General features: G+C 70.9%; 23 protein-coding genes and 1 pseudogene. 17 read left to right on the top strand and 7 right to left on the bottom strand.

Annotation, left to right across the window (positions count from 1 at the left end):
• The first annotated feature begins 58 nt into the window (after window positions 1-58).
• From ACNPQM_RS27005 to ACNPQM_RS26995, 3 genes are all read left to right on the top strand, one after another.
• Window positions 59-1,321: an alpha/beta fold hydrolase gene (locus ACNPQM_RS27005; protein ID WP_358861567.1), complete on the top strand. Its 1,263-nt coding sequence runs from the start codon at window positions 59-61 to the stop codon at window positions 1,319-1,321.
• Window positions 1,290-1,847, top strand: coding sequence for a tRNA (adenosine(37)-N6)-threonylcarbamoyltransferase complex ATPase subunit type 1 TsaE (tsaE, locus tag ACNPQM_RS27000; protein ID WP_418086046.1), 558 nt, complete (start codon window positions 1,290-1,292; stop codon window positions 1,845-1,847). The genes ACNPQM_RS27005 and tsaE overlap by 32 nt, the downstream gene beginning before the upstream one ends.
• 130 nt (window positions 1,848-1,977) lie before the next feature.
• Window positions 1,978-2,175 (top strand): hypothetical protein, encoded by a 198-nt coding sequence (locus ACNPQM_RS26995; protein ID WP_418086045.1) that lies wholly within the window; start codon window positions 1,978-1,980, stop codon window positions 2,173-2,175.
• Window positions 2,176-2,394: 219 nt separating this feature from the next.
• On the opposite strand, the gene ACNPQM_RS26990 is transcribed toward ACNPQM_RS26995, so the two are convergent.
• The gene (locus ACNPQM_RS26990; protein WP_418086044.1) at window positions 2,395-2,958 is read right to left on the bottom strand and encodes a hypothetical protein; all 564 of its coding nucleotides are present in this window, start codon (window positions 2,956-2,958) and stop codon (window positions 2,395-2,397) included.
• A 150-nt stretch (window positions 2,959-3,108) separates the two neighbouring features.
• Here ACNPQM_RS26990 and tsaB point away from each other — a divergent pair, with 150 nt between their 5' ends.
• The 6 genes from tsaB to ACNPQM_RS26960 all read left to right on the top strand — a co-directional run bounded on the left by tsaB (window position 3,109) and on the right by ACNPQM_RS26960 (window position 7,898).
• A complete protein-coding gene (gene tsaB, locus ACNPQM_RS26985; RefSeq protein ID WP_418086043.1) occupies window positions 3,109-3,771 on the top strand; it encodes a tRNA (adenosine(37)-N6)-threonylcarbamoyltransferase complex dimerization subunit type 1 TsaB in 663 nt (220 codons plus the stop codon).
• On the top strand, window positions 3,768-4,283 hold the full coding sequence (gene rimI, locus ACNPQM_RS26980; protein ID WP_345515005.1) for a ribosomal protein S18-alanine N-acetyltransferase: 516 nt from the start codon (window positions 3,768-3,770) through the stop codon (window positions 4,281-4,283). The genes tsaB and rimI overlap by 4 nt, the downstream gene beginning before the upstream one ends.
• Entirely contained in the window at window positions 4,283-5,380 is a 1,098-nt protein-coding gene (gene tsaD / locus ACNPQM_RS26975; RefSeq protein WP_418086042.1) for a tRNA (adenosine(37)-N6)-threonylcarbamoyltransferase complex transferase subunit TsaD, read from the top strand. The genes rimI and tsaD overlap by 1 nt, the downstream gene beginning before the upstream one ends.
• Window positions 5,377-5,652, top strand: a complete 276-nt coding sequence (locus ACNPQM_RS26970) for a hypothetical protein (RefSeq protein ID WP_418086041.1) — start codon at window positions 5,377-5,379, stop codon at window positions 5,650-5,652. Before tsaD ends, ACNPQM_RS26970 begins: the two co-directional genes overlap by 4 nt.
• A gap of 564 nt (window positions 5,653-6,216) precedes the next feature.
• Window positions 6,217-6,573, top strand: coding sequence for a YciI family protein (locus tag ACNPQM_RS26965; protein WP_358861560.1), 357 nt, complete (start codon window positions 6,217-6,219; stop codon window positions 6,571-6,573).
• 44 nt (window positions 6,574-6,617) lie between these two features.
• Complete coding sequence (locus ACNPQM_RS26960; protein ID WP_418086040.1) at window positions 6,618-7,898, top strand: RNA polymerase sigma factor; 1,281 nt, start codon at window positions 6,618-6,620, stop codon at window positions 7,896-7,898.
• Window positions 7,899-8,132: 234 nt separating this feature from the next.
• On the opposite strand, the gene ACNPQM_RS26955 is transcribed toward ACNPQM_RS26960, so the two are convergent.
• On the bottom strand, window positions 8,133-9,191 hold the full coding sequence (locus ACNPQM_RS26955) for an aldo/keto reductase (RefSeq protein WP_418086039.1): 1,059 nt from the start codon (window positions 9,189-9,191) through the stop codon (window positions 8,133-8,135).
• 125 nt (window positions 9,192-9,316) lie between these two features.
• Between ACNPQM_RS26955 and ACNPQM_RS26950 the strand changes: the two genes are divergently transcribed.
• Window positions 9,317-9,982 (top strand): hypothetical protein, encoded by a 666-nt coding sequence (locus tag ACNPQM_RS26950; RefSeq protein WP_358860565.1) that lies wholly within the window; start codon window positions 9,317-9,319, stop codon window positions 9,980-9,982.
• Window positions 9,983-10,035: 53 nt separating this feature from the next.
• Entirely contained in the window at window positions 10,036-10,401 is a 366-nt protein-coding gene (locus tag ACNPQM_RS26945; RefSeq protein ID WP_358860564.1) for a hypothetical protein, read from the top strand.
• A 110-nt stretch (window positions 10,402-10,511) separates the two neighbouring features.
• Here ACNPQM_RS26945 and ACNPQM_RS26940 read toward each other — a convergent pair.
• Both ACNPQM_RS26940 and ACNPQM_RS26935 read right to left on the bottom strand, forming a co-directional pair.
• Window positions 10,512-11,117 (bottom strand): annotated as a pseudogene (locus ACNPQM_RS26940) (transposase); the annotation flags it as partial.
• 360 nt (window positions 11,118-11,477) lie between these two features.
• Window positions 11,478-12,053, bottom strand: coding sequence for a helix-turn-helix domain-containing protein (locus tag ACNPQM_RS26935; protein ID WP_418086038.1), 576 nt, complete (start codon window positions 12,051-12,053; stop codon window positions 11,478-11,480).
• Window positions 12,054-12,129: 76 nt separating this feature from the next.
• On the opposite strand from ACNPQM_RS26935, the gene ACNPQM_RS26930 reads away from it, so the two are divergent.
• Window positions 12,130-13,062 carry an NAD(P)/FAD-dependent oxidoreductase gene (locus tag ACNPQM_RS26930; protein WP_418086037.1) on the top strand — a complete coding sequence of 311 codons (933 nt, stop codon included), beginning with the start codon at window positions 12,130-12,132 and terminating at the stop codon, window positions 13,060-13,062.
• 390 nt (window positions 13,063-13,452) lie between these two features.
• Here the strand turns inward: ACNPQM_RS26930 and ACNPQM_RS26925 are convergent, their stop codons facing one another.
• The gene (locus ACNPQM_RS26925) at window positions 13,453-14,094 is read right to left on the bottom strand and encodes a TetR/AcrR family transcriptional regulator (RefSeq protein WP_418086036.1); all 642 of its coding nucleotides are present in this window, start codon (window positions 14,092-14,094) and stop codon (window positions 13,453-13,455) included.
• A 117-nt stretch (window positions 14,095-14,211) separates the two neighbouring features.
• Here ACNPQM_RS26925 and ACNPQM_RS26920 point away from each other — a divergent pair, with 117 nt between their 5' ends.
• From ACNPQM_RS26920 to ACNPQM_RS26910, 3 genes are all read left to right on the top strand, one after another.
• On the top strand, window positions 14,212-15,261 hold the full coding sequence (locus ACNPQM_RS26920) for a medium chain dehydrogenase/reductase family protein (protein WP_418086035.1): 1,050 nt from the start codon (window positions 14,212-14,214) through the stop codon (window positions 15,259-15,261).
• Window positions 15,262-15,603: 342 nt separating this feature from the next.
• Window positions 15,604-16,008: a nuclear transport factor 2 family protein gene (locus ACNPQM_RS26915; protein WP_418086034.1), complete on the top strand. Its 405-nt coding sequence runs from the start codon at window positions 15,604-15,606 to the stop codon at window positions 16,006-16,008.
• A 128-nt stretch (window positions 16,009-16,136) separates the two neighbouring features.
• Window positions 16,137-16,688: a nuclear transport factor 2 family protein gene (locus ACNPQM_RS26910; RefSeq protein WP_418086033.1), complete on the top strand. Its 552-nt coding sequence runs from the start codon at window positions 16,137-16,139 to the stop codon at window positions 16,686-16,688.
• Window positions 16,689-16,920: 232 nt separating this feature from the next.
• Here ACNPQM_RS26910 and ACNPQM_RS26905 read toward each other — a convergent pair whose 3' ends face one another.
• Window positions 16,921-18,093: a THUMP-like domain-containing protein gene (locus ACNPQM_RS26905; RefSeq protein WP_418086056.1), complete on the bottom strand. Its 1,173-nt coding sequence runs from the start codon at window positions 18,091-18,093 to the stop codon at window positions 16,921-16,923.
• A gap of 195 nt (window positions 18,094-18,288) precedes the next feature.
• Between ACNPQM_RS26905 and ACNPQM_RS26900 the strand changes: the two genes are divergently transcribed.
• Window positions 18,289-18,711 carry a hypothetical protein gene (locus ACNPQM_RS26900; protein ID WP_418086032.1) on the top strand — a complete coding sequence of 141 codons (423 nt, stop codon included), beginning with the start codon at window positions 18,289-18,291 and terminating at the stop codon, window positions 18,709-18,711.
• 465 nt (window positions 18,712-19,176) lie between these two features.
• Here ACNPQM_RS26900 and ACNPQM_RS26895 read toward each other — a convergent pair whose 3' ends face one another.
• Window positions 19,177-21,195: a hypothetical protein gene (locus ACNPQM_RS26895; protein WP_418086031.1), complete on the bottom strand. Its 2,019-nt coding sequence runs from the start codon at window positions 21,193-21,195 to the stop codon at window positions 19,177-19,179.
• Between the two features lie 622 nt (window positions 21,196-21,817).
• On the opposite strand from ACNPQM_RS26895, the gene ACNPQM_RS26890 reads away from it, so the two are divergent.
• Window positions 21,818-26,371: a DNRLRE domain-containing protein gene (locus ACNPQM_RS26890; protein WP_418086030.1), complete on the top strand. Its 4,554-nt coding sequence runs from the start codon at window positions 21,818-21,820 to the stop codon at window positions 26,369-26,371.
• The last annotated feature ends 1 nt before the right edge of the window (window position 26,372 follow it).

Below are 26,372 nucleotides of genomic sequence, written 5' to 3'. Positions count from 1 at the left end.
CTGTCCTGCACGTCCTGACCTGACCTGACGGACAACGACCGACGAGGAGCACGGCACGGTGAGCGAGATCAGCGCGGGGGACGCGGTGGCGACGGCCGCTTCGGCGGTCGGCTGGCGCCGGGCGGGCGTCGCCGGAGCTGCCATAGGCGTGATCGCCGCCGGTGCGGCGGCCGGTGTCGCGGTCGAGCGGATGACCGTCGGCCGGGGCATGCGCAGGCGGGCCAGGCTGGCGCTGGACGCCTCGGGGCCGTACGGCTCGCTGCGCGGCATGCCCGGCCGGGCCGCCGCCGACGACGGCACCGAGCTGTACTACGAGACCGACGAGGTCGAACCCGACGGCGGTACGGGCGCGGGCACCGGTCCGGGTGCGGGCTCCGGGCCCGCCGGTACCGGACCGCGCAGACGCCGGCTCTTCGGCCGCAAGGTCCCCGGGCCCGTCACCGTCGTCTTCAGCCACGGCTACTGCCTCAGCCAGGACTCCTGGCATTTCCAGCGGGCGGCGCTGCGCGGCCTGGTGCGCACCGTGCACTGGGACCAGCGCAGCCACGGCCGGTCCGAGCGCGGCCGGGCCCAGGCGCAGGGCGTGACGGTCGGGATCGACCAGCTCGGCCGCGATCTGAAGGCGGTCATCGACGCGGCAGCCCCCGAGGGGCGGCTGGTACTGGTCGGGCACTCGATGGGCGGCATGACGATCATGGCGCTCGCCGAGCAGTATCCGCAGCTGATCCGGGACCGGGTCGCCGCCGTCGCCTTCGTGGGCACGTCGAGCGGGAAGCTCGGCGAGGTCAGTTTCGGGCTGCCGGTCGCGGGTGTGAACGCCGTGCGGCGGGTGCTGCCCGGGGTGCTGAGGGCGCTCGGCTCGCAGGCGGAGCTGGTGGAGCGGGGGCGGCGGGCGACCGCCGATCTCTTCGCCGGACTCATCAAGCGGTACTCGTTCGGCTCGCGGGACGTGGACCCGGCGGTCGAGCGGTTCGCCGAGCGGCTCATCGAGTCCACACCGATCGACGTGGTCGCGGAGTTCTACCCGGCCTTCACCGAGCACGACAAGAGCACGGCGCTGCCTGCGTTCCGGGACGTGCCGGTGCTGATCCTGGCGGGCGACAAGGACCTGGTGACACCCAGTTCGCACAGCGAGGCGATCGCCGACCACTTGCCGGACGCGGAGCTTGTCATCGTGCCGGACGGCGGGCATCTGGTGATGCTGGAGCACCCGGAGACGGTGACCGACCGGCTGGCGGACCTGCTGGTACGGATCGGAGCCGTGGCGGCAGCGGCTAACGTTGGCGGGCATGGAAGCACCGCACAACAGCCCGGCAGCTGAAACCGCGCACACCCCGGCGGCCATGACCGCACAGGCCCACGTCATCGCCCGTCTCGATGTCACGTCCGCCGAACAGATGCAGGCGCTGGGCCGCCGTCTCGCCGGTCTGCTGCGCCCCGGCGACCTCGTGATGCTCAGCGGCGAGCTCGGCGCCGGGAAGACGACACTGACCCGGGGGCTCGGCGAGGGCCTCGGGGTGCGCGGCGCCGTCACCTCTCCCACCTTTGTGATCGCCCGCGTCCACCCGTCCCTGAGCGGGGGTCCGGCGCTCGTCCATGTCGACGCCTACCGGCTGGGCGGCGGCCTCGACGAGATGGAGGACCTGGACCTCGATGTGTCGCTGCCGGAGTCGGTGGTGGTCGTGGAGTGGGGCGACGGCAAGGTCGAGGAGCTCTCGGACGACCGGCTGCAGGTGGTGATCCACCGCGCGGTCGGTGACACGGACGACGAACGGCGCTCGGTCACGCTGGTCGGGATCGGGGAGCGCTGGTCAGGACTGGGGGCGGCGCTGGAGGCCGGCCGCTGAGAGCATCGACACGTTTCCGACAGGCTGTCGGCAAATTGTTGCGCGGGGCGGGCCGGGCGTGGTCACATGGATGCCGAGAGCTGGTTAGGCCTGCCTAACCACGCCTTCCACCGGAGCCCAGGAGGCATCCATGCCGACGCCCGAGCGTGAAGCGCAGCCGCAGCCGCCAGAGACGTCCGCGGTGTCGATGAAGGATCTGCTGGCAGCCTGCGCCGCGGCGACCGCGGTCTCGACGCCGCCCTCGGAGGAACGGCAGGAGCGCCAGGAGCGGCACGAGCCCGGGAAGCAGGGGCCCCAGGGCTGTGACGGCGAGCGCGACGCCGCCTGAGTTCCTTCGTGTGGACCGGGCCGGATCGGGGAGCGGGCCGGTGTCGCCGTGGTGCGTGCAGCCAAGGGGCGGTGGAGAAGCCCATGCGAAGGGCGTCCCACACGCCTTGACGACACCTTGAAGGCCAGGGGGCGGCGACCGACGACATCGCCGCAGCTGTGCGTGCCGAACCCGGCACGATCCGAACGAGAGGTCCCGGGCCGCACGTCCCCGGTGGCGTTACGGGACGACGACCACCGTGGCGCCGACCGTCGCGAACGTCCACATCGCGTCGCCGTCCGCGCGCTTCATCCGTACCCCGCCGGTCTTCAGCTTCGGGTCCGGGCTCGCCATGGAGCCGTCCTGCGCCGCACTGAACCCGACGGGCACACCTCCGTCGGCCATCGCGAACAGCACCACGTGCTCGATCGGCACGCCGTCCGAGCCCTTGATGAAGCCTGTGCGCGAACGCACCTTGTAAGTCTCGGGCCGCGGGCTCACGGAGCTCGGCATGACGGCGAAGGTCCGGGTCACCTTTCCCCGCGCGTCGACCAGCCACACGCGCCGGTCGCCCAGTGCGTACACCACCCGCGCACCGGTTCCGGATTCGGCGGGAAGCGCGGCCGGACGCTTTTTGTTCTTCGGCTTGTCGTGGGGGACGGCGGGGGCGCTGCTGGATGCCTCCGGCTTGGGGACGGCGACGGAGTCGGGGGCGTTCGCCGATGCCTGGTAGGCCAGGAAGCCGACCGCGCCCATTGCCGCCGCGGTGAGCCCGGCCACGATTCCCGAGCTGCCCCTTGCCACCGTGCGTGCCCCTTTCGCCGACGTCCGTATGTCGTACAAGCGTTTACGTCGTACCCGCGTCTACCCGGTGACGGTAGCAGCAGGGGCCGGTGGGAACAGGATGTCGTACGGGGCGCCATGGAGCCGTCGGCGGAGCCGTAGGCTGTTTGCGTGCTCTTGCTCGCCGTGGATACCGCCACCCCCGCCGTCACCGTCGCCCTGCACGACGGGAAAACCGTCGTCGCCGAGTCGGGCCAGGTCGACGCCCGAAGGCACGGGGAGCTGCTGCTGCCCGCCGTCGACCGGGTCCTCGCCGAGGCCGGCGTGAATCTCGACGCAGTGACCGGTGTGGTCGTGGGCGTCGGCCCCGGCCCGTACACCGGTCTGCGGGTCGGTCTTGTGACGGCCGCGACGTTCGGCTCGGCGCTCTCCGTGCCGGTCCACGGGCTGTGCACGCTGGACGGTCTCGCGTACGCCGCCGGGCAGGGCGGACTGGAGGGCCCGTTCGCCGTGGCGACGGACGCCCGCCGCAAGGAGGTCTACTGGGCGCGGTACGAGGATCCCCGTACCCGCGTCGGCGACCCCGCCGTCGACCGGCCCGCCGACATCGCCGAGCAGCTCGCCGGGCTCCCCGTGGTCGGGGCGGGTGCGGCGCTCTACCCCGACGCGTTCCCGGATGCCCGCGGTCCCGAGCACGTCAGCGCCGGGGCGCTCGCGGCGCTGGCCGCCGAGCGGCTCGCAGCCGGAGCGGAGCTGCTGCCGCCGCAGCCGCTGTATCTGCGCCGGCCCGACGCCCAGGTCCCGAAGAACTACAAGGTGGTCACCCCGAAGTGACGAGCCCGACTGCCGTGCTGCGTGAGATGCGCTGGTGGGACATCGACCCGGTGCTGCAGCTCGAACACGAGCTGTTCCCGGAGGACGCCTGGTCGGCCGGCATGTTCTGGTCCGAGCTGGCGCACGCCCGCGGGCCGCAGGCCACCCGCCGCTATGTCGTCGCCGAGGCCCCGGACACCGGACGTATCGTCGGATACGCGGGACTCGCCGCCGCCGGTGACCTCGCCGACGTCCAGACGATCGGCGTCACCCGCGATCACTGGGGCGGCGGGCTGGGCTCCGAACTCCTCACCGATCTGCTGAAGCACGCCACGGCCTTCGAGTGCGCGGAGGTGCTCCTCGAAGTCCGGGTCGACAACACGCGTGCGCAGAAGCTGTACGAACGCTTCGGCTTCGAACCGATCGGCTTCCGCCGCGGCTACTACCAGCCGGGCAACATCGACGCACTCGTCATGCGTCTCCACGTACAAGAACCCGCACCAGAGCACGTACAGGAAACTGGGACTGACTGATGGCTGACGAACCGCTCGTACTCGGTATCGAGACCTCCTGCGACGAGACCGGCGTCGGCATCGTCCGCGGTACGACACTGCTCGCGGACGCCGTCGCGTCCAGCGTCGACACCCACGCCCGCTTCGGCGGCGTCGTCCCGGAGATCGCTTCCCGCGCGCACCTGGAGTCGATGGTCCCCACCATCGAACGCGCCCTGAAGGACGCGGGCATCAGTGCCCGCGACCTCGACGGCATCGCCGTCACCGCCGGTCCCGGGCTGGCGGGCGCGCTGCTCGTCGGCGTCTCGGCGGCGAAGGCGTACGCGTACGCCCTGAACAAGCCGCTGTACGGGGTGAACCACCTCGCCTCGCACATCTGCGTCGACCAGCTGGAGCACGGCCCGCTGCCCGAGCCGACGATGGCGCTGCTGGTCAGCGGCGGCCACTCCTCGCTGCTGCTCGCGCCGGACATCACCAACGACGTACGGCCGTTGGGCGCGACCATCGACGACGCGGCGGGCGAGGCGTTCGACAAGATCGCCCGGGTGCTGGACCTCGGCTTCCCCGGCGGCCCGGTCATCGACCGGCTGGCGAAGGAGGGCGACCCGAAGGCGATCGCGTTCCCGCGCGGACTGAGCGGCTCGCGCGACCCCGCGTACGACTTCTCCTTCTCCGGTCTGAAGACGTCCGTCGCCCGCTGGATCGAGGCGAAGCGGGCCGCGGGCGAGGAGGTGCCGGTACGGGACGTGGCGGCGTCCTTCCAGGAGGCCGTCGTCGATGTGCTCACCCGGAAGGCCGTCCGGGCCTGCAAGGACGAGGGTGTCGACCACCTGATGATCGGCGGCGGCGTCGCGGCCAACTCGCGGCTGCGGGCGCTCGCCCAGGAGCGCTGCGAGCGGGCCGGCATCCGGCTGCGGGTGCCGCGGCCCGGACTGTGCACGGACAACGGGGCGATGGTCGCGGCGCTGGGCGCCGAGATGGTGGCGCGCAACCGCCCCGCGTCCGATCTGGAACTGTCGGCGGACTCGTCGCTCCCGGTGACGGACACGCATGTGCCGGGCAGCGCGCACGACCACGACCATGTGCACGAGATCAGCAAGGACAACCTCTACTCATGACCGTCGCCCTCATGTGGGAGGCCCGGGCCGTGGACGGCCGGGGCGCCGAACTGCTGGAGTGGGCCCGGGCGCGCACCGGTGAGCTGGCGGACGAGCCGCTGCGGTACGAGCTGCTGCGCGCCCCGCAGGACCGGGTGCTCGTCATCACCTGGTGGGAGGCGGCATACGGCGCCGAGCTGCCCGAGCTGCCCGAACCCGCAGCCGAGTTGATCACCCGGGCGGTGCACCGATGGCGGTTCGAGGTGGCCGGCGGCTCCACCGGCGGAGCATGAGAAAGCTCAAGGGATCCTGAGATTTTCCGAAGGAATACCGAACAAGGGTTCCTGTCGCCATGATTCCGACTCAGACCGACCGGCAATTGGGAGGCGGCGTCATAGGGCTGGGGCACGCACCTCGCGGCGTTGTCGTCAATCACCATGGCTCCTTCCCCAAGCTCTCGGCTTCGCTCGAGCAGGGGAGACCCCATCCGGCTCAATCCTCCGCCTTGCGATGCACGCACCCCAGCCCCGCTCCTTCACCCACCCCCCCAATTGCCGGTCGGTCTTACGTTCCTCGACGTGACCGGAGAGAAGAGACGCCGCACCCGCCCGCTCAGGGCGGCCGCCGCGGTGATAGACCGTCACCATGCCCGTCGTCACCGCCCTGTCCGACCCCAACCGGGTGGTGGCGCAGGAACCGGCCGCGAGCGAGCTGTGGGCGTCCCTGCGGTAGTCCGGAAAAGTCTCCGGGAAATTTCTTCAACTTCTTCGGGAGAGTGTGTCGATTGCGGCGCCTCCCGTTCGACGCAAGGGCGAGAGGCGGGGAAAGCCCCCGCCCTCCCGCACCGAGGAGTCACCATGCCGCGCTTCCTGTCGATGGTCCGCATCGATGAGCAGAACCTTGCCTCCGAGGTCCCCGACCCCGACTTCGAGGCGCGCATGGGCGCGCTGTTCGAGGAGATCACCAAGGCCGGGGTCATGCTGGAGACCGCCGGGCTCACCCCCACCTCCCAGGGGACCCGGGTCACCTGGGAGGGCGGCAAGCTGAGCTGCACCGACGGGCCCTTCACCGAGACGAAGGAAGTCGTCGGCGGCTACGCCATCACCCAGTGCAAGGACATGGCCGAGGCGCTGGAGTGGACCAAGCGGTTCCTGGAGATCCACCCGAAGAGCTGGACCGTCACCTCCGAGGTCCGTGAGATCGCCGAGAGCTGAGACCGAGCCGCGCTTGCCGCGCCCCGGCACGGCTGCTGTGATGGGTGGCCGTGACGGAAGCAAGCGCGACGCAGGCGGTCGAGGCGGTATTCAGGATCGAGTCCGCGCGGATCATCGCCGGTGTCACCCGCATCGTGCGTGACGTCGGCATCGCCGAGGAGCTTGCGCAGGACGCTCTGGTCGCCGCGCTGGAGCAGTGGCCGGAGTCGGGTGTCCCGGACAGACCGGGCGCCTGGCTCATGGCCACCGCCAAGCACCGCGCGATCGATCTCGTACGCCGCAAGGAGACGTATGCGCGGAAGCTGGCCGAGGTCGGGCGGAGCCTGGAGGACGTGCCGCCGCCCGGGCCGGGAGACTTCAACGGCACCGAGGACCCCCACCACATCGACGACGACCTGCTGCGGCTGATCTTCACCACCTGCCACCCCGTGCTGTCGACCGAGGCCCGGATCGCGCTCACCCTGCGGCTGCTCGGCGGACTCACCACCGACGAGATCGCCCGGGCCTTCCTGGTGTCCGAGCCGACTGTCGCCCAGCGCATCGTCCGCGCGAAGCGCACCCTGGGCCGGGCGGGCATCTCCTTCGAAGTGCCGTACGGCCCCGAGCGCGCGGCCCGGCTCGAATCCGTCCTCGAAGCCATCTATCTGATCTTCAACGAGGGCTACTCGGCCACCACGGGCGACGACTGGCTGCGCCCGGCACTCTGCGAGGACGCGCTGCGGCTGGCCCGGGTGCTGGCCGGGCTGATGGACAAGGAGCCCGAAGTGCACGGCCTGGTGGCCCTGCTGGAACTCCAGGCGTCCCGCATCGCGGCCAGGACCGGGCCGGACGGTGCGCCCGTGCTGCTCGCCGACCAGAACCGGTCCCGCTGGGACCGGCTGCTGATCCGGCGCGGGTACGCGGCCCTGGAGCGGGCGAACGCGGTGGGCGACGCCCCGGGCCCGTACGCTCTGCAGGCCGCGATCGCCGCGTGCCACGCCCACGCGGTGAGGTACGAGGAGACGGACTGGACGGTCATCGCCACGCTCTACGGGCTGCTGCTGAAGGCGGCCCCGTCGCCGGTCGTCGAGCTGAACCAGGCGGTCGCAGTCTCGATGGCGGAGGGGCCGGAGGCGGGGCTCGCACTGGTCGACGCCCTGGCCGCGAACCCGGCGCTGAGGGCGTACCACCTGTTGCCGAGCGTGCGCGGCGATCTGCTGGCACGGCTGGGGCGCACGGACGAGGCACGGGCGGAGTTCCTGCGGGCGGCGGAACTGACCCGTAACGCACGTGAGCGGGCGCTGCTGCTGGCCCGGGCGGAGAAGGAATCCGGCGCGGCGCGATGAGTTCGGCCGGCCCGCCGGGGCTCGAGATCGAGGCGCAACGCAACGCCTGACGGCGTCGGTGCAGCCCGGTCGGCGGCTCCCGGCCGATGCGGACCCGGCCCGGTGGGCCGGGTGTGCGGCACGTGCCTCAAGGCTGCCCCGGTGACCGGCAACTGGCGGGCCTGCCCGCGGAGAGCCGCTAGGGCGTGTTTCGAAAGTAGCGTCGCCCGGCAGACGGGACTTTCGAAACACGCCCTAGCAGGTCTCGCTCGCCGTCCGGCGGTAGGTCGAGTGCCGGTCCGTGATGTCCGCCCAGAGGTCCCCGTACACGTTCCTCCTGACCCCCGGCTCCCGCAGGAAGTCGTACGGGAAACCGAGCGGTACCTCGCTCGCCGCGTCGAGCCGGTGCACCGCGTCGGCGTCGAGCGCGACATCGGCACCGGCGAGATTGTCGGCGAGCTGGCTCACCCCGGTGGCGCCGATGATCGGGATGATGTTCCCCGGCCGTCCGCGCAGCCACGCCAGCGCTACCTGCGCCGGGCTCCAGCCGCCCTGTTCGGCGACCTCCAGCACCGCGGTGAGGATCCTCTCCTCCCGGCGGTCGGCCCGGTTGTCGAAGGCGGGCGAGTCCAGCCGGCCCGTTTCGCCGCGGCGGTACTTCCCGGTGAGCTTGCCTGCGGCGAGCGGGCTCCACGCCAGCACGGCCTGGCCGAAGGCGCGGGCCTGCGGCAGCAGTTCACGTTCCGGGGTGCGCTCCAGCAGGTTGTACCGCAGCTGCGAACCGGCGAACGAGGTCCAGCCCCGCAGCTCGGCCATGGTGCTCGCCTGCGCGATCTCCCACGCCGCCCAGTTCGACACCCCGAGATAGAGCACCTTGCCGGACCGTACGAGGTCGTCGAGGGCGCGCATGACCTCCTCGACCGGGGTGAAGTTGTCCCGTGCGTGCACCCACAGCACGTCGATGCGGTCGGTACGCAGCCGGGCGAGACTCGACTGCACCGACTGGACCAGGTTCTTCCGGTGGTTGCCCGCCGCGTTCACATCGCCGGTGCGGGTGGCGCAGCTGTACTTCGTGGCGAGTACGAAGTGGTCCCGGCGGCCCATGAGCAGTTCGCCGAGGATCGTCTCCGAGCTGCCGTTGGTGTAGTTGTTGGCGGTGTCGATGAAGTTGCCGCCCGCGTCCGCGTAGGCATCGACGATCCGGGCGCTGGTCTCCTTGTCCGCACCCCACCCCCAGTCCTCGCCGATGGTCATGGCGCCGAGGCTCAGCTCGCTCACCCGCAGGCCGGTCCGGCCGAACAGCGTGTACTGCACAGTGTTCTCCCTCGGTACGTGCGTGCTTCCGGTCAGCCGGTCGCATTCGGACGTTACGAGCTGGAGCGCGCTTCGACGCAAGCCACGCCGTACCGTGCCCGCACCCGGTCGGTAGGGTCGGGCCCATGTCCCGCCGCGCACTGCTGCCGCCGCCCCCTCCGCCCGTCGAGATACGTTCCTGGCCCGACAGGGAAGCCCTGCTCGCCGACCGGGCGGTCGTCCTCGGCGAGCTGGTCACCCTGTATGTGGGGCGCGGCCGGCTGGTGCTGCTGTGGCTGTGGGGCGTCCTGTGCGCGCTCGGCTGGTCGCTGGTGGGGACCGCGATCCTCACCTTCGAGGAGTCGTACGACATCTTCAGTGCCGTCCTCGGCGTCGTCCTCGCCGCCCTGGGCGCCTGCTGTGTCGTGCCGTCGGTGGTCTTCGTCGTCGTCGGTCTGCGCCGCGACCGGCAGATCCGCCGACTGCTCTACGCCTGGGGCGAGTTGGACCGTGACCCGGACGGCGACATGCGGCTGCGGGCCCCCGGTGCGAGCCTCGCCTGGATGCTGCCGTCGTTCGCACTGTGCGCGGTCGGGCTGTACGCCTGCGTGGCCGTCCCGGCGAATGCGGCGGCGCCCGAGGACACCTACGGTGCGGTCGCCCTCGTCATGGGACTCGGGATGATCGGCTGGCTGCTCGGTCTGATCGGCGTCACCAAGGCGTTCGCGCACCGACGTTGGGTGCTGAGGGTGCTCGTCGGGGCGCCCGGGCCCGAGCCGCTGTTCTCCGTCGGCGGCGGTGCTCACCGTTGAAATCGCCTCTATCCTGGCCGCGTAACAGGATCAGCCCAGGGGGAGGGTTTCACATGGAGTGGTACTGGTGGGTGCTCATCATCTTCTGGACCGGCGGCTTCGGATGGGTGGTCGACAACGTCCGTACGGCGCTGCGCAACCGGCACACCCGCAGGCTGGAACTGCTGGAGGCGGGCAAACAGGAACGCCTGGCTGTCGAGGCGGCGAACCGGCCGCCGGAGCCGGTCTGCGGCTGCACGCACCACCTTGCGAAGCATGACAAGCAGGGCAGGTGCCATGAGCGGGTCGAGGTGCCGACGGCCTGGGACGAGAGCAAGAAGCCGGTCCGCTTCGAAGCCGGGCAGTGCAACTGCCAGCAGTACGTGGGCCCGCAGCCGCTCTCCCAGGTGTACGCCGACGACCTGACCGACCTGGCCTGACGGCCTTCCCCACCCCCCCAATTGCCGGTCGGTCTAAGTATCTCGGCGACTTCGGCGTCCGAGATGAGTTCACCGGTTTCGGGGTCGGGCACCGCGGTCGGGTAACTGGTCTGCTGCCAGGCGTCGTCGGGAATGCTGTGGACGGCTCGTTTGATGGAGGGGTTCATGCCGGTGGTGATCGAGAAGTGGGCTCCGGCCCGGTGGCAGGCGGCGATCACCCCGGCGTTGTAGAACTGCGAGTCGGCCCGCAGGATGCGCATGCCGGTGCAGCCGGCCTCGACGGCGGTGGCCAGGGCCTCGCTCACGAATTTCGGGGCGCCTCGGGAGTCTGCTGCTTTGCCGCGTCGCATCCGAACTCCGGCGATCACCGGCCGCGCGTGCGGGGTGCAGAGCGTGGCGAGGAGGGGGTGCAGGGTGCGGATGCCCTTGAACCGGCCGTACTCGGCGCCCTGCTTGGTCCGGCCGTAGACGCGTTTGTGGGTGGAGTCGACATCGATGAACGCCTTCTCTCCCGAGCCGGGCAGCAGTGGAGTGTGCGCGGCCGGCGCGGCCAGGAATCTGCGGTGCACAGCGTGGAGTTGGAGGGCGTGACCGTGGGTGAACGCGCGAAGGAAGGTGCCCAGCGTGGACGGGGCGCGGATACCGCCGAACAGCGTCGGCATCGCCCCGTGCCGCAGCACGCGGAGGTCGTCGATACTGTCCGCGCCCGCCGCCATGCGCTGCTGATCTTGGCATCCGCCGCAGCCCCCGCGCCGTTCGCCGCCCCGGTCAGCTTCACCTTCTGCGTCACCAGGTCCGACAGCCCACACCGTTCGGCCAGCCGCATCACCGGTACGAGTCCGGCATGCGCGACCAGGTTCGGGTCATCGAACACAGCGGACACCGCACGCGGCGGCATGGAAGAATGCATCCCGGAGATGCACCTCCGAACTGGTTGAGTAGAAAGCCTAGAGAACTCCTATTCTCCCAGGTCAGAGTGCATCTCCACTTTCATGTCCAGGCACTGGACGAACCATCACCCGTTGGATCGAGGCTAAGCGGTCGCTTGCCCATGAGGGAACACCCCGCCGGAGGGGTCACTTCGGCGCAGTCGGGCGCGCCCGCACATGCATCCGCTCCCCCTGCGCCCCGAACAGGCTCAGGAACTCCGCCGGCCCCTCCCCCGTCGACCCGAACCAGTGCGGCACCCGGGTGTTGAACTCGGCCGCCTCCCCGGCCGACAGCACCACGTCGTGTTCGCCGAGCACCAGGCGCAGCCGTCCGGAGAGCACGTACAGCCACTCGTACCCCTCGTGGCTGCGCGGGTCCGGCTCCACCCGGCGCTGGGGTTCGAGCACCTTGAAGGCCTGGAGGCCGCCGGGCTGGCGGGTCAGCGGCCAGAAGGTGCGGCCGTGCCGCCGCAGGGGCTCGGCCCGCACCCGGGGGTCGCCGACCGGCGGCGCGCCGACCAGCTCGTCCAGCGGGACCTGGTGGGCCTGCGCGATCGGCAGCAGCAGTTCCAGGCTGGGCCTGCGCAGCCCGGACTCCAGCCGGGACAGCGTGCTCACGGAGATGCCGGTGGTCTCGGACAGCGCCGCCAGGGTCACCTCCCGCTCCCTGCGGATCTGCCGCAGCCGGGGACCCACCTCCGCCAGAACGTCTTCGGTACCCATGGGTTCATTGCAGTTTCGGCAAATGGATTTGTCAATCCCGCTGGCTCCGGGGGACCGTCGGGGCGGAGGTGGTCACATGACCCAGAGCTGTGAAGTGGTCGTCGTCGGTGGCGGGGCGGCCGGGCTGTCCGCCGCGCTGGTGCTGGGCCGGGCCCGGCGCCGGACGCTGGTCGTGGACGCGGGCGAGCCGCGCAACGCGCCGTCCGCGCACATGCACGGTTATCTGAGCCGGGACGGGATGTCCCCGGCGGAGTTCCTGGCCGTGGGCCGGGAGGAGATCGCCCGGTACGGGGTGGAGCTGGTCCGGGGCCGGGTGGTGGACGCGAGCCGGGACGACGGCGGCTTCACCGTCGTTCTCGGCGACGGGACCGCGATGCGGGCCCGGCAGCTGGTGGTGGCCACCGGGCTGCGCGACGAACTGCCGCCGCTGCCGGGGCTGGCCGAGCGGTTCGGCCGGGATGTGCTGCACTGCCCGTACTGCCACGGCTGGGAGGCGCGCGACCTGCCGACCGGGGTGCTGGCGACCTCCGAGCTGAGCGTCCACCAGGCGCTGATGGTCACCCGGTGGTCGAAGGACGTACGGCTGTTCCTGCACCAGGTGCGGGAGGCGGAGCTGACGGACGAGGACCTGCGGCGACTTGCCGCCGCCGGGGTCGGGGTGATGCCCGGCGAGGTCGCGGAGCTCGTCGTCACCGGCGACCGGCTCACCGGCGTACGCCTGGCGGACGGCACGGTGCACGACCGTGCGGTGCTGTACGCCGCGCCGCGTGCCGTGCCGGAGAACCACCTGTTCGTCCGACTGGGCGCCGAGCTGCGCGAGACGCCCTTCGGCGCCTACCCGGTGACCGACGAGCGGGGACTGACGAGCGTGCCCGGCCTGTGGGCGGCGGGCAACGCGAGCGGCCCCATCGAACAGGTGGTGAACGCGGCGAGCCGGGGGTACCGGGCGGGCGCGGCGATCAACGGGGAGCTGTTGTTCGCCGACCTGGACGCAGCGATTCAGGGGTAGTGCGGCGGTCGTTGGGGGTGCGGGTTGCTCGCGCGGTTCACCGCCGTGGGGCTTCCCGCCGCGGCCGGGTGCGGCGCCGTCCTGGTTGCTCGCGCAGTTCCCCGCGCCCCTTTCAGGGGCCCCCGCCGACGCCACGTGCGGCGTCCCGCCATCGGACCTCCCGCCCCAGCCGAGCGCGGCACCACCCAGCCGCTCCGTGCAGGTGTCGGGACCGGCATACCGGTGCACCTTGAGCTTGACGTACTTCCTGGCGGACACCGGCATCCTGCTGCTGGGCACCCACTTCCCCCAGCCGATTTTCGGCACGGTCTGAATGAACGGCGGACGCTTCCGTCTGCATGCGGAGCTGGGCACGGGGATGGCGCCCGCTGCGGCCTGATTGCCCCGCAGCTACGCGTCGTTGAGGTGGGCGAGCGTGGTGATGAGGCGTTCGGCGATGTCCGCCGGCCACGGGAAGGCGACGGTCACCAGCCGCTGGTGGGCGAGCCCGTGCAGGCCGAGCCACAGGGCAACGGCGTCGGCGACCGGGTCACTGCTGGTTGCGCAGCCCGCGCGGACGCAGCCGTCAAGAGCGTCGGCGAGCAGGGTCAGGCTCTCCCCGCCCAACGATGAAACGTCGCCTTCGGTCACCGAGCTGCTGCCCAGATCGGGCATCCAGACCCCGCCGAACATCGTGCGGTAACGGCCAGGGTGCTTGTCCGCGAAGTCCAGGTAGGCATTGCAGAAGGCGAACAGCCGTCCTCTGGCGTCACCGCCCGCGGCATCCATTGCGCTGCGCAACTCGGCCTCGAACATGGCGAAAGCCTGTTGCACCACTGCCAGCATGATGCTCGGCTGGTCGGGAAAGTGGCGGTAGATCGAGGGAGCGGCCACTCCTGCCCGGCGGGCGATGGATCGCAGGGTGACGCTGCTTTGGTCGCCGCTCTCATCGATCAGCTCGGTCGCCGCGGCCACGATGTCCTCACGCAGGCGGCCCCCCTCCCCGCGGGGGTTACGAGTGCGGGCGGGCCTCGGTGAGGCGGGTGTGGGCATGTCTTCTCCCAGGTCGTCGTCTTACGCAGAAAAACTTACAGCCGTTCACCTTGCACACTCAAAGGTAACGCTTGTAAGTTTACGTGCGTCAGGGAAGTTCCGGACCGGGAGTCCATCGTGCTTGTCAGCCCCTTTACCACCACTGCCACCGAGATCGTCCTGCCTGGGAAGGTCGAGCCGGGCGGCCTCGAAGTCCGGGTCCGGGAACTTCCTGCCCCGGCCGAGGGAAAGGTTGTCTTGCGGATGGACGCGACGGGCGTGTCCTTCGCCGAGCAGCAGATGCGCCGTGGCAAGTACTACGACCAGCCGGCTTTCCCCTTCGTCCCCGGATATGACGTGGTCGGCACGGTGACCGCCGCCGGCTCGCAGGCCGATGCCGCCCTGATCGGGCGCCGTTTCGCCGCGGTCACCAAGATCGGAGGCTGGGCCAGTCATCTGCTGGTCGACACCGCGGACCTCGTGCCCGTGCCGGACGAAGTGGACGCCGTCTCCGCGGAGACCGTGGTGGTCAACGGGATCACTGCCTGGCAGATGCTGCACCGGATCGCCAAGGTACGCAGCGGCGCGACGATCGTGGTCCTGGGTGCGAACGGCGGCGTCGGTTCCACCCTCGTGCAACTCGCCCGGCACGCGGGCATCAAAGTGATCGGCACGGCGTCGGCCCGTCACCACCAGCTCGTGCGCGATCTGGGCGCCATCCCGGTCGACTACCGCGACCCGGACATGTATCAGCGCATCCGCGAGATCGCGCCCGACGGCGTCGACGCGGTGTTCGACCACGTCGGCGGGCCCGGCCTGAAGGAGTCGTGGGGGCTGCTGCGCCGGGGCGGGACCTTGGTGTCCTACGGCACAGCGGCCACGAAGAACGAGGATGGCAACTCCCAACTGCCGGTGTTGCAGTCGGTCGCCCAGCTGGCCTTGTGGAACTACCTACCCAACGGCAAGAGCGCGCACTTCTACAATTTCTGGGCCGGCAAGCGACGCCTTGAAGCCTTCCGCAGTCGGCTGCGCGAGGACCTCACCCAGGTACTGAGGCTGCTGGCCGACGGGACGCTCACTCCGCAGATCGCCGCCCAGTTCCCGCTGGCCGAGGCAAGCGCGGCGCTGGCGCTCGCCGAATCCCGCACGGTCGCCGGCAAAGTCGTCATCGTTTCCGATCCGAACTAGCGGCCGCCGAGCCCGCCCCCGGATCATTCGCCCCCGCACCGCGTTCAGCCCTGACACCTGACACCTGACGCGCACCCTCGACCACGCCACAAGGCACGAGCCAATCACGAACCCGTGCGATCGTCCCGGCCGTCCATGGTGTCCCGCATACCCGCTCCTGCAACGGTCCATGTGGCCACCCACCCATTGCCCAGGGCTCCGACACCGCTGAGGCTCGCCTCCCGAGTTCCCACTTGCCCAGGCCGCACAGGCGCTGCAGACCTGGAACCCGGAACCGACACCGGCAATGTCGTCCCAACCCCCTGAACCCCTGTCACCAAACACCTGTTGAAAGGCACTGCCATGAACCTCGACCAGATCGTCACTGCCTGGACCGCCGCATGGAACGGCACCGACCCGGCCGCCCTGGGCGCCCTGTTCACCCCGAACGCCACCTACATCGACCAGGGAATCGGCGTCGCCATGGTCGGTCGCGAGCAGATCTCCGGATGGAAGGCCCGCACCGACGCCGGGATCGAGGACGTGCGGGTCACCGTGAACCACGCCTCGTACTGTGATAACCGCATCACCATCGAGGGTGTCTACGCCGGTCACATCAAGGGAGCGCCCACCCCGTTCGCCGTCCCGCTGGCCACACTGCTCGACCTGGAGAACGGTGAGATCGCCAGGGACCAGGACTTCTACAGCCTGAACACGGTTTTCACCCAGTCCGGTCTGCCCGCCGACTGGACCCCGGTCACCTCCTGACACCCGGCAATCCGATTCGGCACACTCCGCAACTGCCGCGCCTGCCCCGGACAGCCCGAGCGCCGCCCCGACCGGCGCCACCGGCCACGAACCATCAAAAGCCCTGATCAGAAAAGGAACACCACACCATGAAGAAGCTGTCGCTGCGCACCCGCGTCCTGACCGGTGCCGTCGTCGTCGCCGTCGTCGGCGCGGGGACCTTCGGCGCGATGTCCGCCAACGCCTCCAGCCCGGCCGCCACCACAGTGCAGGCCGCACACCACCAGCCTGCCAAGCACCTGCCCAGCACTGTCAAGGCCTGGAGCGCCGCTTGGAGCGGCTCCGACCCTGCCGCGCTCGGCAAGCTGTTCACCGCCAACGGCACGTACACCGATCAGGCGATCGGGGTCACCATGACCGGCCGGGAGCAGATCGCCGGCTGGAAGGCGCGCACTGACGCGACGATGGAGAACGTCCGCGTGACGGTGAAGGACGCATGGCGCGAGGGCGGGCACCACATCACGATCCGGGGCGTGTACTCCGGGCACATCAAGGGCGCGCCGAAGCCCTTCGCGGTGCCGAGCGTCACCCTGCTGGACACCGATGGCCGCCGGATCACCGCCAACCAGGACTTCTACAACCTCGCCGATGTCCTGGCCCAGTCGGGACTGCCCGCCGACTGGACCCCCTCCGCCGGCTGAATCCAGCACTACTCACAGCTACCGAGGAACTGGTGAGCGCGGCCACCGAACCCCGCGCCGGTGGCTTTGTGTACTTTCCCGTCGCCGAAACCGCCAATGAACAGCGGACGGCCCGTGCCCGGTGGGCCCAGGAAGTCGTGCCCGCTGTACGCGCGGCGGTTGGTTCCCCTTGACCGGGGCGGTCACCGAGGCTCGGTGACCGCCCCCGGACCCGCCCTTCGGTGGATCCGGGCTAAGGCGTGCCGGGCCGCACGGGGTGGCCGATCAGCAGGGTCGGCGCGCCGGCGACCCGGGTCAGGAACACCGTCGCCGCGTTGGGGCCCTGGAGCTTCATCTTCCTGCGCAGCTCCTCCGGCTCGACGGCCGAGCCCCGCTTCTTGACGGTCAGGACGCCGACCTTCCGCTCCCGCAGCAGCGCCTTCAGCTTCTTCATGCTGAAGGGCAGTTGGTCGGTGATCTCGTACGCGGAGGCGTAGGGGGAGTCGTACGGCTCGTCGCTCGTGACGTACGCGATCGTCTCGTCGACCAGCCGGCCGCCCGACCGCTCCACGATGTCGGCGACCAGATGGGCGCGGATGACGGCGCCGTCCGGCTCGTACAGATAGCGGCCCACCGGCCCGACGGGCGGGGCGGGCAGTGCGGCCGGGGCCGTCAGGGTCGCGCCCGCCGGGAGCAGTGTGGCGCGGTACGAGCCCGGGGCGAACCCTTCGCCGAACCAGAGCACGGCCTCCTTCACATCGCCGTGGTCCGAGATCCACTCCGCCTCCGCCTGTGCCGGGATCGCCTCGTGCGGGATGCCGGGGGCGATCTTCAGCGCGGCGCGGGGGGCCGCCAGCGCGGCGCCGGTCGCCCAGGAGAGCGGCGGCGAGTACGCCCCGGGGTCGAAGATCCTGCCGCGCCCGCCGCGCCGGGCCGGGTCGACGAAGACCGCGTCGTACGCGGACGTGTCGATCTCGGTGACATCGGCGCAGCGCACCTCGATCAGGGTGTCGAGACCGAGTGCGGCGGCATTGGCGCGGGCCACCTCGGCGGTCAGCGGGTCGCGGTCCACGGCGAGGACGGAGATGCCCGCGCGGGCGAGGGCGAGGGCGTCACCGCCGATCCCGCAGCAGAGGTCGGCGACGCTGCGCACCCCCGCTTCGGCGAAGCGCCGGGCGCGGTAGGTGGCGACCGAGGTGCGGGTCGCCTGCTCGACGCCGTTCGGCGTGAAGAACATCCGGTACGCGTCCTCGGCGCCGAACTTCGCCACCGCCCGCTGCCGCAGCCGCGCCTGCCCCAGCGCCGCCGACACCAGCGGGGCCGGATGACTGCGGCGCAGCCGGGTGGCGGTGGCGAGCTCCTGGGAGGGGTCGTAGGTCCGCAGCTCGGCGAGGAGTGCCTCGCCCTCCGGTGTGCGCAGGGCCATGAAGGCGGCGAGCGGGTCGGTCGGGTCGGTCGGATCGAAGGCGTTCACCGGCCCATTGTGAGCCAGCCGGGGGACCGCGCGGGCCCGGCGGAGGTGTCGGCCGCAGTGGCCGGGCAGCCACTGGCAGTATGCGAAACCATGCGGCTTGTACGACAAAAGGAAGATTTAACCGCACCAAGGCATGATTCGGGCGTCATGTGGCGCAGACCGGGCCATGGGGTCCTGGCCGCACTTCTCGTCGCCGCAGCCGCGCCCCGCTGTGCCTTCGAGTCCGGCGGCGGCCCCGCCGTCGGGCATCCGGGCGGCTCCGCCCGGCGGACGCAGGCCGCACACGCGGCGGCAGCCAGGAAGCGGGGGCCGGCCACCACGCCGCCGGCCCCTGCGCGCATCGCGAAGTCCCGCGGCATCAAGGCCGCGCCCCTCCGGGCCGAGGGGGCGGCCCCCGACCACATGCAGTGGCGCGAGAGGGAACGCGCTCCGCAACCGGGCGACATCATCCTCGCGTACTTCAGGGGCCGTAAGAACTGGGGCGGCTCCATGGCCGGCCTGGTCCGCGCGGTCATGAGGACCATCACGGACAAGGGGTACGCCCTGGCCCGGCTGGAGGGCTACGTATGAGAAGGGCGCACCGGCTGCTCGCCGGACTGCTGGCAACCGGTGCGCTCCTGACCGCCACCGCCGGGTGCGCGCAGTCGGTCGACCCGATCGAACGGCTGGGCCGGAAGGCCGCGCAGAAGGTGAGCCGGCCGCACCGGACGCCGGGGGCGGGACCGGCGACGGAGGCGGAGCGCCGGCAGGGTGCGCGCGGTGATGAGGGGGAGGCGGGGCCGATGGTCGCCGGGTCCTGCAGCCGGCCGGGGCGGCTGCAGGAGCCCGGGCCTCCGTGGTTGTCTCCGCCGCTGAGGCACTGGTGGCCCGACCGGTCGGGACCGTCCGGCGGAGTGGGCACGGGGACTTTCGAAACACGCCCCAGGTGCGGCCGGCGGTAGCCGAGGTGCCCGATCCGTGCCGTCACGAGGCGCGGTGCGATCGTGGCGAAGGCCTGAATCGAGCCCGCGCCGCTGACCTGGGAACGCGCTCGTGTCACCCGAGCCCGGTCGGCTGCAGCGCCGTCGCGGAGATTCCCTGCTGCGCCTCCATCGCGGCTTCGGCCAGTTCCGCCTCTCCCTTTGCGGCCAGGGCGTTGGTGGCGGAGTTGAAGCGCTCCATGGAGGTGGGATCGTCGGGGCCCAGGACGTACTCCTTCAGGGTACGGCGGTCGAGGACCATCGGGTCGGTGTGCGGAGCGCGGACCGAGTCGAGGATCTCCGGGAGGCGGTTGCACTCGCGGTCGAGGAGGTAGGCGCCGCCCGCAGTGGTGTAGGCGGCCCGGAACTCGTGGTCGGGCAGGTCGCCCGCGTTGGTCAGGACGTACGGCTTGAGGCTGGCCACGAAGTCGGCGACCACCGAGGAGACGTCGCTGATGAGGATGTCCGCCTGGTTGAAGCACTCGTAGAGGTTCGGCAGCTGATCGACGATCACGTTGTGGCGGACGGCGCCCTGGCTCTCCCAGAAGATCCGGTGCCACTCGGCGCGCAGTTCCTGCCACTCGGCCGCCCCGGCACGGTCGGGAACCCGGGCCTCGCGCATCTGCTCGGCGTCGTCGTCGCCGTCGTGCCGGCCGGCCAGTTCGTCGAGGCGGGCCTGGATCTCCTGCAGCCGAGGCCGGACAGCCGCGGCCGCGGCCTCCGCCTCCGCGGGGTCGCGCCGCTCGTTGTCGGCGCGCAGCAGCTCGCGGATCGCCTGGTCGGCGGCCGCCGCCTCGGCCGAGCGCTTGCCGGTGAGCGGGTGCGGCTTGTAGATGATCCGCACGTTCTCCGCCAGGAGCTTCTCGATGAGGGGCACGCCCATCGGGATCAGAGAGGTGTGGCAATCGTCGTCGCTCCAGCCCTCCCAGGTGGGCGCGTAGAGGACGACGGGCAGAGGGCCGGGGACGTGCTCGGCGTGCAGGCGGATCGGGGACAGCTGCGGGCGGCCCACCTCCACGATCGCGCTGTCACTGATGGCGTGCCGCACCCGCTGGTAGCGGTCCCGGCCCGCGCGGCCGGCCACCCAGATCTCGTCGTAGACCTTGCTGACCCGGTTGCTGCTGGCGAGCTTGTCGCTGTCGCCGTGCCCGATGAAGACGTGCTTGGCCTCGGCCACGCGGAGCATGTGCACGTTCTTGCCCGCGTTGCCGGGATACAACACGACCCGGACGCCGGACAGTTCGAGCTCCGCCAGGTCGTCCGCCTTCGGCACGCAGACCACCGGGATCCAGGTACGGCTCAGGTAACGGAACGAGGCACGCTCCCGAAGGATGATCACCGGACGCAGGTCGAGCTGCTCGAGCGTCTCGATCCACATGTTGACCTGGTACATGAAGTCACGGGAGACGGCCGCGAAGCTGAAGTAGAGCGCCACTTCCGGCCGGTATCCCTTCAACTGGCGGTTGACCTCGGTGAACACCTCGTCCCGTGCGGGCATCCGGCGCACCCTGCGGTACTGACCCAGCAGCGCGAGGACAGCGGCCACGGTCACACCGGCGGTGAACGCGAAGCCCGCGTAGGCCGGTTCCCGGGTGCCGGCGGCGAGCGCGGCGAGGAGCCCGGCGTGGGCCGGCAGGTCCAGGTGGAGGAGCTTGCGCAAGTGGCGTCTGTGCAGAAGGGCGGGCGGTTGCTGCGGTATCGGCAGCTCGCTCAGGTCGAGGTTGCGCACCACCAGCGGCAGCATCCGGCGCTGGCGGATGGCGTGGTGCACCGCCGTGTACAGCATCATCATCGCGAAGTGACCACTGAAGACGGCGAGGGCGGTGACCATCACCACGCCCGGCGCGTCCATTTGGCTGGCCAGTGCGAGCAGCATCACCGTACGAACCGCGAACCGCATGGTGCGATCGAGATGCAGCGCCGCGAGCCGGCGCACGAAACTCGGAGCTCGCACATGCAGTACCTCGTCCACCGCATACGTCACGGCCGCCGCCGCCACGAAAGCCCACAGGGACGGCAGCAGGGCGAAGACCGGCAAAGCGACGAAACCGACGCCGAGCAGGAGCACAAGGAGCAGGTCGGTCACCCCGCGCACGCGCAGGACTCCACACAACCGACGGATCATCATGGGCAGGCTTCCTCTTCCGAGACGTTCGCCCAGACGTAGATGGGGCGAACTGGTGTACGCCAGTTCGACTCGTGAGGAAGGTGAAGAGTTGTAAACCTAACCCAGGGAAAAAATTCACCTTCTGTTTACGAATATCTGGAGCTGGTCCGCGCTATCGGCGGAGGGCCACGGCGTGTGGATCTCATCGGTGGCTCTGTCGACGACCGGGGGAGGCGTTGACGGCTCTCCATGTCCGGCGTGTCCGGCCTGCGTCGCCGCGCGGACCGGACAGGGTGCATGGGCCCGCGTGAGACTGTCCAGGTCTGAGTGTGAGCCAGGGAGATGATGGCGCGTCGGGTAGGCCTGAGCGGCGGCGTCGGGGTCGAACTCTCTTGTGCGGAACACGGGTTGAACCTCAGGCGATCAAGGGTGATCGGTGATGATGAGCCGTCAGAAGTGGAGCGCTCTCTTCCCTTTGTTGGTGTGACATGTACAGGCCCTAAGATCATCCGATCTTCAACCAGGATGACTGGAAGGATTCCCTGTGCACCACTCCGCGTCGTCCGTCCCGGCCTCGGGCGGACGAAGATCCCGCTGGAAGCAACGAGCCTTGGCGGCAGCCCTGCTGGCCGCCCTCGTGTGCGCCCCGCTGCCCCCGCTCGACGAGCCCGCGTTCGCCGAGGACGCCGCCCCGGCCGCCGATGCGCCGGCGGGGCAGCAGGCGACCGGAGCCCGGACCGAGATCGTCTCCGAGCGCACCGATTCGACCACCACCTGGGCCAACGCCGACGGCACGACCACCGTGGAGGCGTACACCGGCCCGATCCGGGTCAAGCAGCCGGATGGCAGCTGGCGGCCCATCGACACCACCCTCGTGGCCGAGAAGGGTGTGGTGCGGCCCAAGACGGCCGCCGCCGACATCGCCTTCTCCGGCGGCGGCTCGAGCGAGCCGCTGGCCGAGGTCTCCCGTGGCGGCCATACGCTCGGCCTCGACTGGCCGGGCAAGCTGCCCGAACCGCGGCTGGACGGCCCGACCGCCGTCTACCCCGACGCCGTGGAGGGCGGCGACCTCGTGGTGACCGCCCTCAAGGAGGGCTTCTCCCACTCCATCGTTCTGCACGAGCGCCCCGACGCCCCGGTCAGCTACCGGCTGCCCGTCTCGGCTGAGGGCCTGACCCTGCACGAGACCGCCGACAAACGGCTGCGCTGGAGCGACACCAGCGGCCGTACGGTGGCCACCGCGCCGCTGCCGGTCATGTGGGGCTCGGGGGAGAAGCGCGCCTCCGGTGAGCCCGAGGACCTCGCGCCCATCGACGTCACCATCGAGCGGGACGCGGACACCGGCGACCAGGTCCTGGTCCTGAAGCCCGACGCGGAGTTCCTCGCCGACCCGGCGCTGGAGTATCCGGTCACCATCGACCCGACCGACTCGCTCTTCGGCCCGGTCACCGACACCTGGGTCCAGTACGACGACTACCTCACCTCGCAGCGCGGCTCGACCGAGCTGAAGGCCGGTACCTACAACGGCACCGAGAAGGCCCGCTCGTACCTGAAGTTCGACGTGGCGAAGTACGCGGGCAAGCACATCCTCGACACCGACCTGCGCCTGTACTCGTACTACTCGTCCACATGCAACACGGTCAACTCCGGCAACCAGGTGCGCCGCATCACCTCCGTCTGGGACCCCTCGGCCATCACCTGGGCCGACCAGCCCACAACCACCGCGACCGGCGCCGTGACCTCCACCGCGGCCAAGGGCTACAACTCCGGCTGCCCCGCCGGCCACGTCTCCTGGGACGTCGACGGGATCGTCCAGGCGTGGGCCGACGGACAGCCCAACTACGGCGTGCGGATCGCGGCCGTCGACGAGACGGACCCGCTGACCTGGCGCCGCTACTACTCGGCGAACCAGACGGACGGCTCGCACAACGCCGCCTACGAGCCCTCGCTGACGGTCACCTACAACTCCAAGCCCGGTACCGCGACAGCCGTCTCGCCGCTGTCCGGCACCTACACCTCGGACACCACGCCCACGCTGTCCGCCAAGGCCACCGACGCCGACGCACAGCAGCTCACGCTGAGCTTCGAGGTCTGGGCGGCAGACGGCACCGCGGCCCTGAAGTCCGGCACCTCCGCCGCCGTGGCCGCCGGAGCGGTGGCGACCTGCACGGTCGCCGCCCTGACGCCGGGCAACTACAAGTGGCGGGCCAGGGCTTCGGACGGAACCGACACCGGTGCCTGGTCGGCATGGCAGACCTTCACCGTCGACACGACCGTGCCGTCCACCCCCACCATCACCTCCACCAGCCACCCGTCGGCGTCGGCCTGGTACAACGCCACCAGCTTCGCGGGCACGCTCGCCGCGACGGACGCCTCCGGTGTGACCGGGTACGCCGTCAAGCTCGACCAGAGCCCGACGACTGCCGCCGGTACCGCCGTCACGCAGACGGGTACCGCCGTCAGCTGGAGCGGGCGCACCGACGGCACCTGGTGGGTGCATGCCGCCGCCAGGGACAAGGCGGGGCTGTGGTCCCCGACCCGGCACTTCGGCTTCAACGTCGACACCACCGCGCCGGGCGAGCCCGGCAGTCTGGTCTCCTCCACGCACCCGGTGACGACCAACGCCTACGCCAATCGCACCGCGTCGTTCAGCTGGTCGGCGCCGGCCGACCTGTCCGGCGCCGCCGAATACGCGGTCGCCGTGGACCGCGCCGCCGACACCCTGCCAGTCACCACAGGCACGGTCCAGACGGCGACGAGCCTCACCACCACCGTCGACGCGGACGGCGCCTGGTACCTGCACGTACGGGCCAAGGACCGGGCCGGCAACTGGTCGTCCACCGCCGCGCATCTGCCGTTCAAGGTCGACATGACGCTGCCGCCGAGCCCCGTGATCAGCTCGACCACCCACCCGGACCAGACGGGCGCTTACAGGAGCGGCTCCTTCAGCGCCACCTGGACCGCGCCGTCCGGCGCCTCCGCCGGGTACAGCATCGTCGTCGACGGCACCACCGACACCGTGCCCGACAGCACGGCCGAGACGACCGGCACCTCTTACAGCACGACCCGCACCGAGGGCACCTGGTATCTCCATGTGCGCGGCATCGACGGCAACGGCACGGGCGGGGCGACCTCGCACTACCGGTTCACCGTCGACACCACCGCGCCCGGCGCGCCGGCCGTGACCTCCGCGGCCTACCCGTCGGACGCCTGGGCCGGCGGCGCGCAGGTGACCGGGACGTTCACGCTGACGCCCGACGGCACTGACACCCGGAGCCTCACGTACAAGGTCGACGGCGGCACTGCGCGGACCGTCACCACCACCGGCGGTCCCGTGGAGCTGCCGATCACCCCGGCGACGGAGGGCAGCCACCAGCTCACCGTCACCGCAACCGACCGGGCCGGCAACGTCTCGGCGGAGACAAAGCGCGCCTTCCACGTCGGACGGGCGGCCGTGACCGCGCCCGCCAACGGCGAGGTGCTCGTCGGCTCGGTCGACCTCGCGGTCGGTGCCCCGGCCTCGCTGACGGACGTCACCTTCCTCCAGCGGGCCTCGGCCGCCGACCCGTGGCAGGTCGTCCAGGCCTCCCAGGTCACCCGCGCCGACGGCTCGGCCGTGACCTGGCCGGTGCCGCTCACCGGCGGCTCGGCACCGAAGCTGTTGTGGGACACCTCGTCTCTGTCCCGCAGCAGCGGCCTGCAGATCGGTGCCCGCTTCGGCGGCGCGTACGCCCCGCCCGCCGCCGAACCCGTCTCGGTGGTCGTCGACCGTGTCGAGGTCATCGACGGTGGCCTGGGTGACGACATGCCGGAGTCCGAGCCCGCCCGGGCCTACGCCCTGGAGCAGGCCGCGACCCGTGCGGCCGAGAACCCCGACGCCTTCGCTCCGCCCTACATCGACCCGACCTCGGGCGAACTGGTCGCGCCGGTCGTCGAACCGGCCTCCACTGACGAGGCGTCCGCCCCGATCCAGGTGACACAGGCCCCCGCGGACGAGGGCAGCGGTCTGCCCGCCGCGGACACGGAGGACGGCACCAAGCCCGACACCGAGCCCAACGAGGCGGAGACTCCGTCGCCGCCCGCCGACGGGTCCGTGGAGACCACCGGCGAGGAGTCGTTCGAGATGCCCGAGGACGCCACGGAGACCACTCCCGCGCCCGACGGGCCGACCGTCACCGAGCAGGTCACCCCGCGCGCCGAGGTGGTGGAGCACAGCGTCACCGCGCTGGAGTCCGTGCGCGACGAGGTCCTCCAGCTGTCGGAGGCGGAGCTGCCCGGCGTGAGCGGACTGCACGTCGCGTTCGTGGACGCTGCGGAGAACCGTGTCGTCGTGGAGACCGAGACAGCCGCCCCGGCACTGGTCACGGCCCTGGGCGAGCGGTACGGCACCGACACCGTCGCCGTGCACCTCACGCCCGGTGCCGACGCGGCGGAACCCCAGGCGAACCGCCAGAACGACACCTCGCCCTACTACGGCGGGTCGCGCATCAAGTCGTACCTGAGCACCAGCTCGGCGGTCTGGTGCACGGCGGGCTTCACCTGGCGGTACGACGGCAAGTGGTACATGGTGACCGCGGGCCACTGCACCAGCGGCAACGGGGCCGTCACGAACCCCAGCGGGAGCGACTACATCGGCCCCGTCGTCCGGGACAACTGGAAGAACGGGTACGGCTCCGTGAAGCTCGCCGGCCAGAGCTACTACTCGGGTGACCTGTCGCTGTACCGCGTCAACAACGACAGCGCCGCGACGCCCCGGATCTACAAGGGCGGCAAGACGTCCAGCTCGTCGCGGCTCGTCCACGGCTACTGGAAGCGCTGGGCGCAGAGCGGCGACAAGGTCTGCACCGGCGGCATGATGACCGGCGAGATGTGCGGATGGAAGGTGACCGCGACCCAGGCGACCATCCACTACTCCGGCGGAACCACCGCCAAGAACATGGTCGTCGCCAAGAAGACGTCCGGATCCTGCTCCATCAAGGGTGACTCCGGAGCCCCGGTGTACACCGTCGACAGCAGCGGACAGGCGTACGCCAAGGGCATTCTGTCCGGCGGCGGTGGCGGCGGAAGCGACAACAGCGGCGGGTTCTTCGACCCCTGCTGGCTGTACTTCACCGACATCGGGCTGGCGAACAGCGCCTTCCCCGGCACGGTAGCGGCGTACTGAC

Origin of the sequence: Streptomyces sp. NPDC056231 (assembly GCF_048270745.1) — a bacterium.
GTDB lineage: Bacteria > Actinomycetota > Actinomycetes > Streptomycetales > Streptomycetaceae > Streptomyces.
Note: the sequence above shows the minus strand (reverse complement) of the source record. Positions and strands in the feature narration are given on the sequence as shown.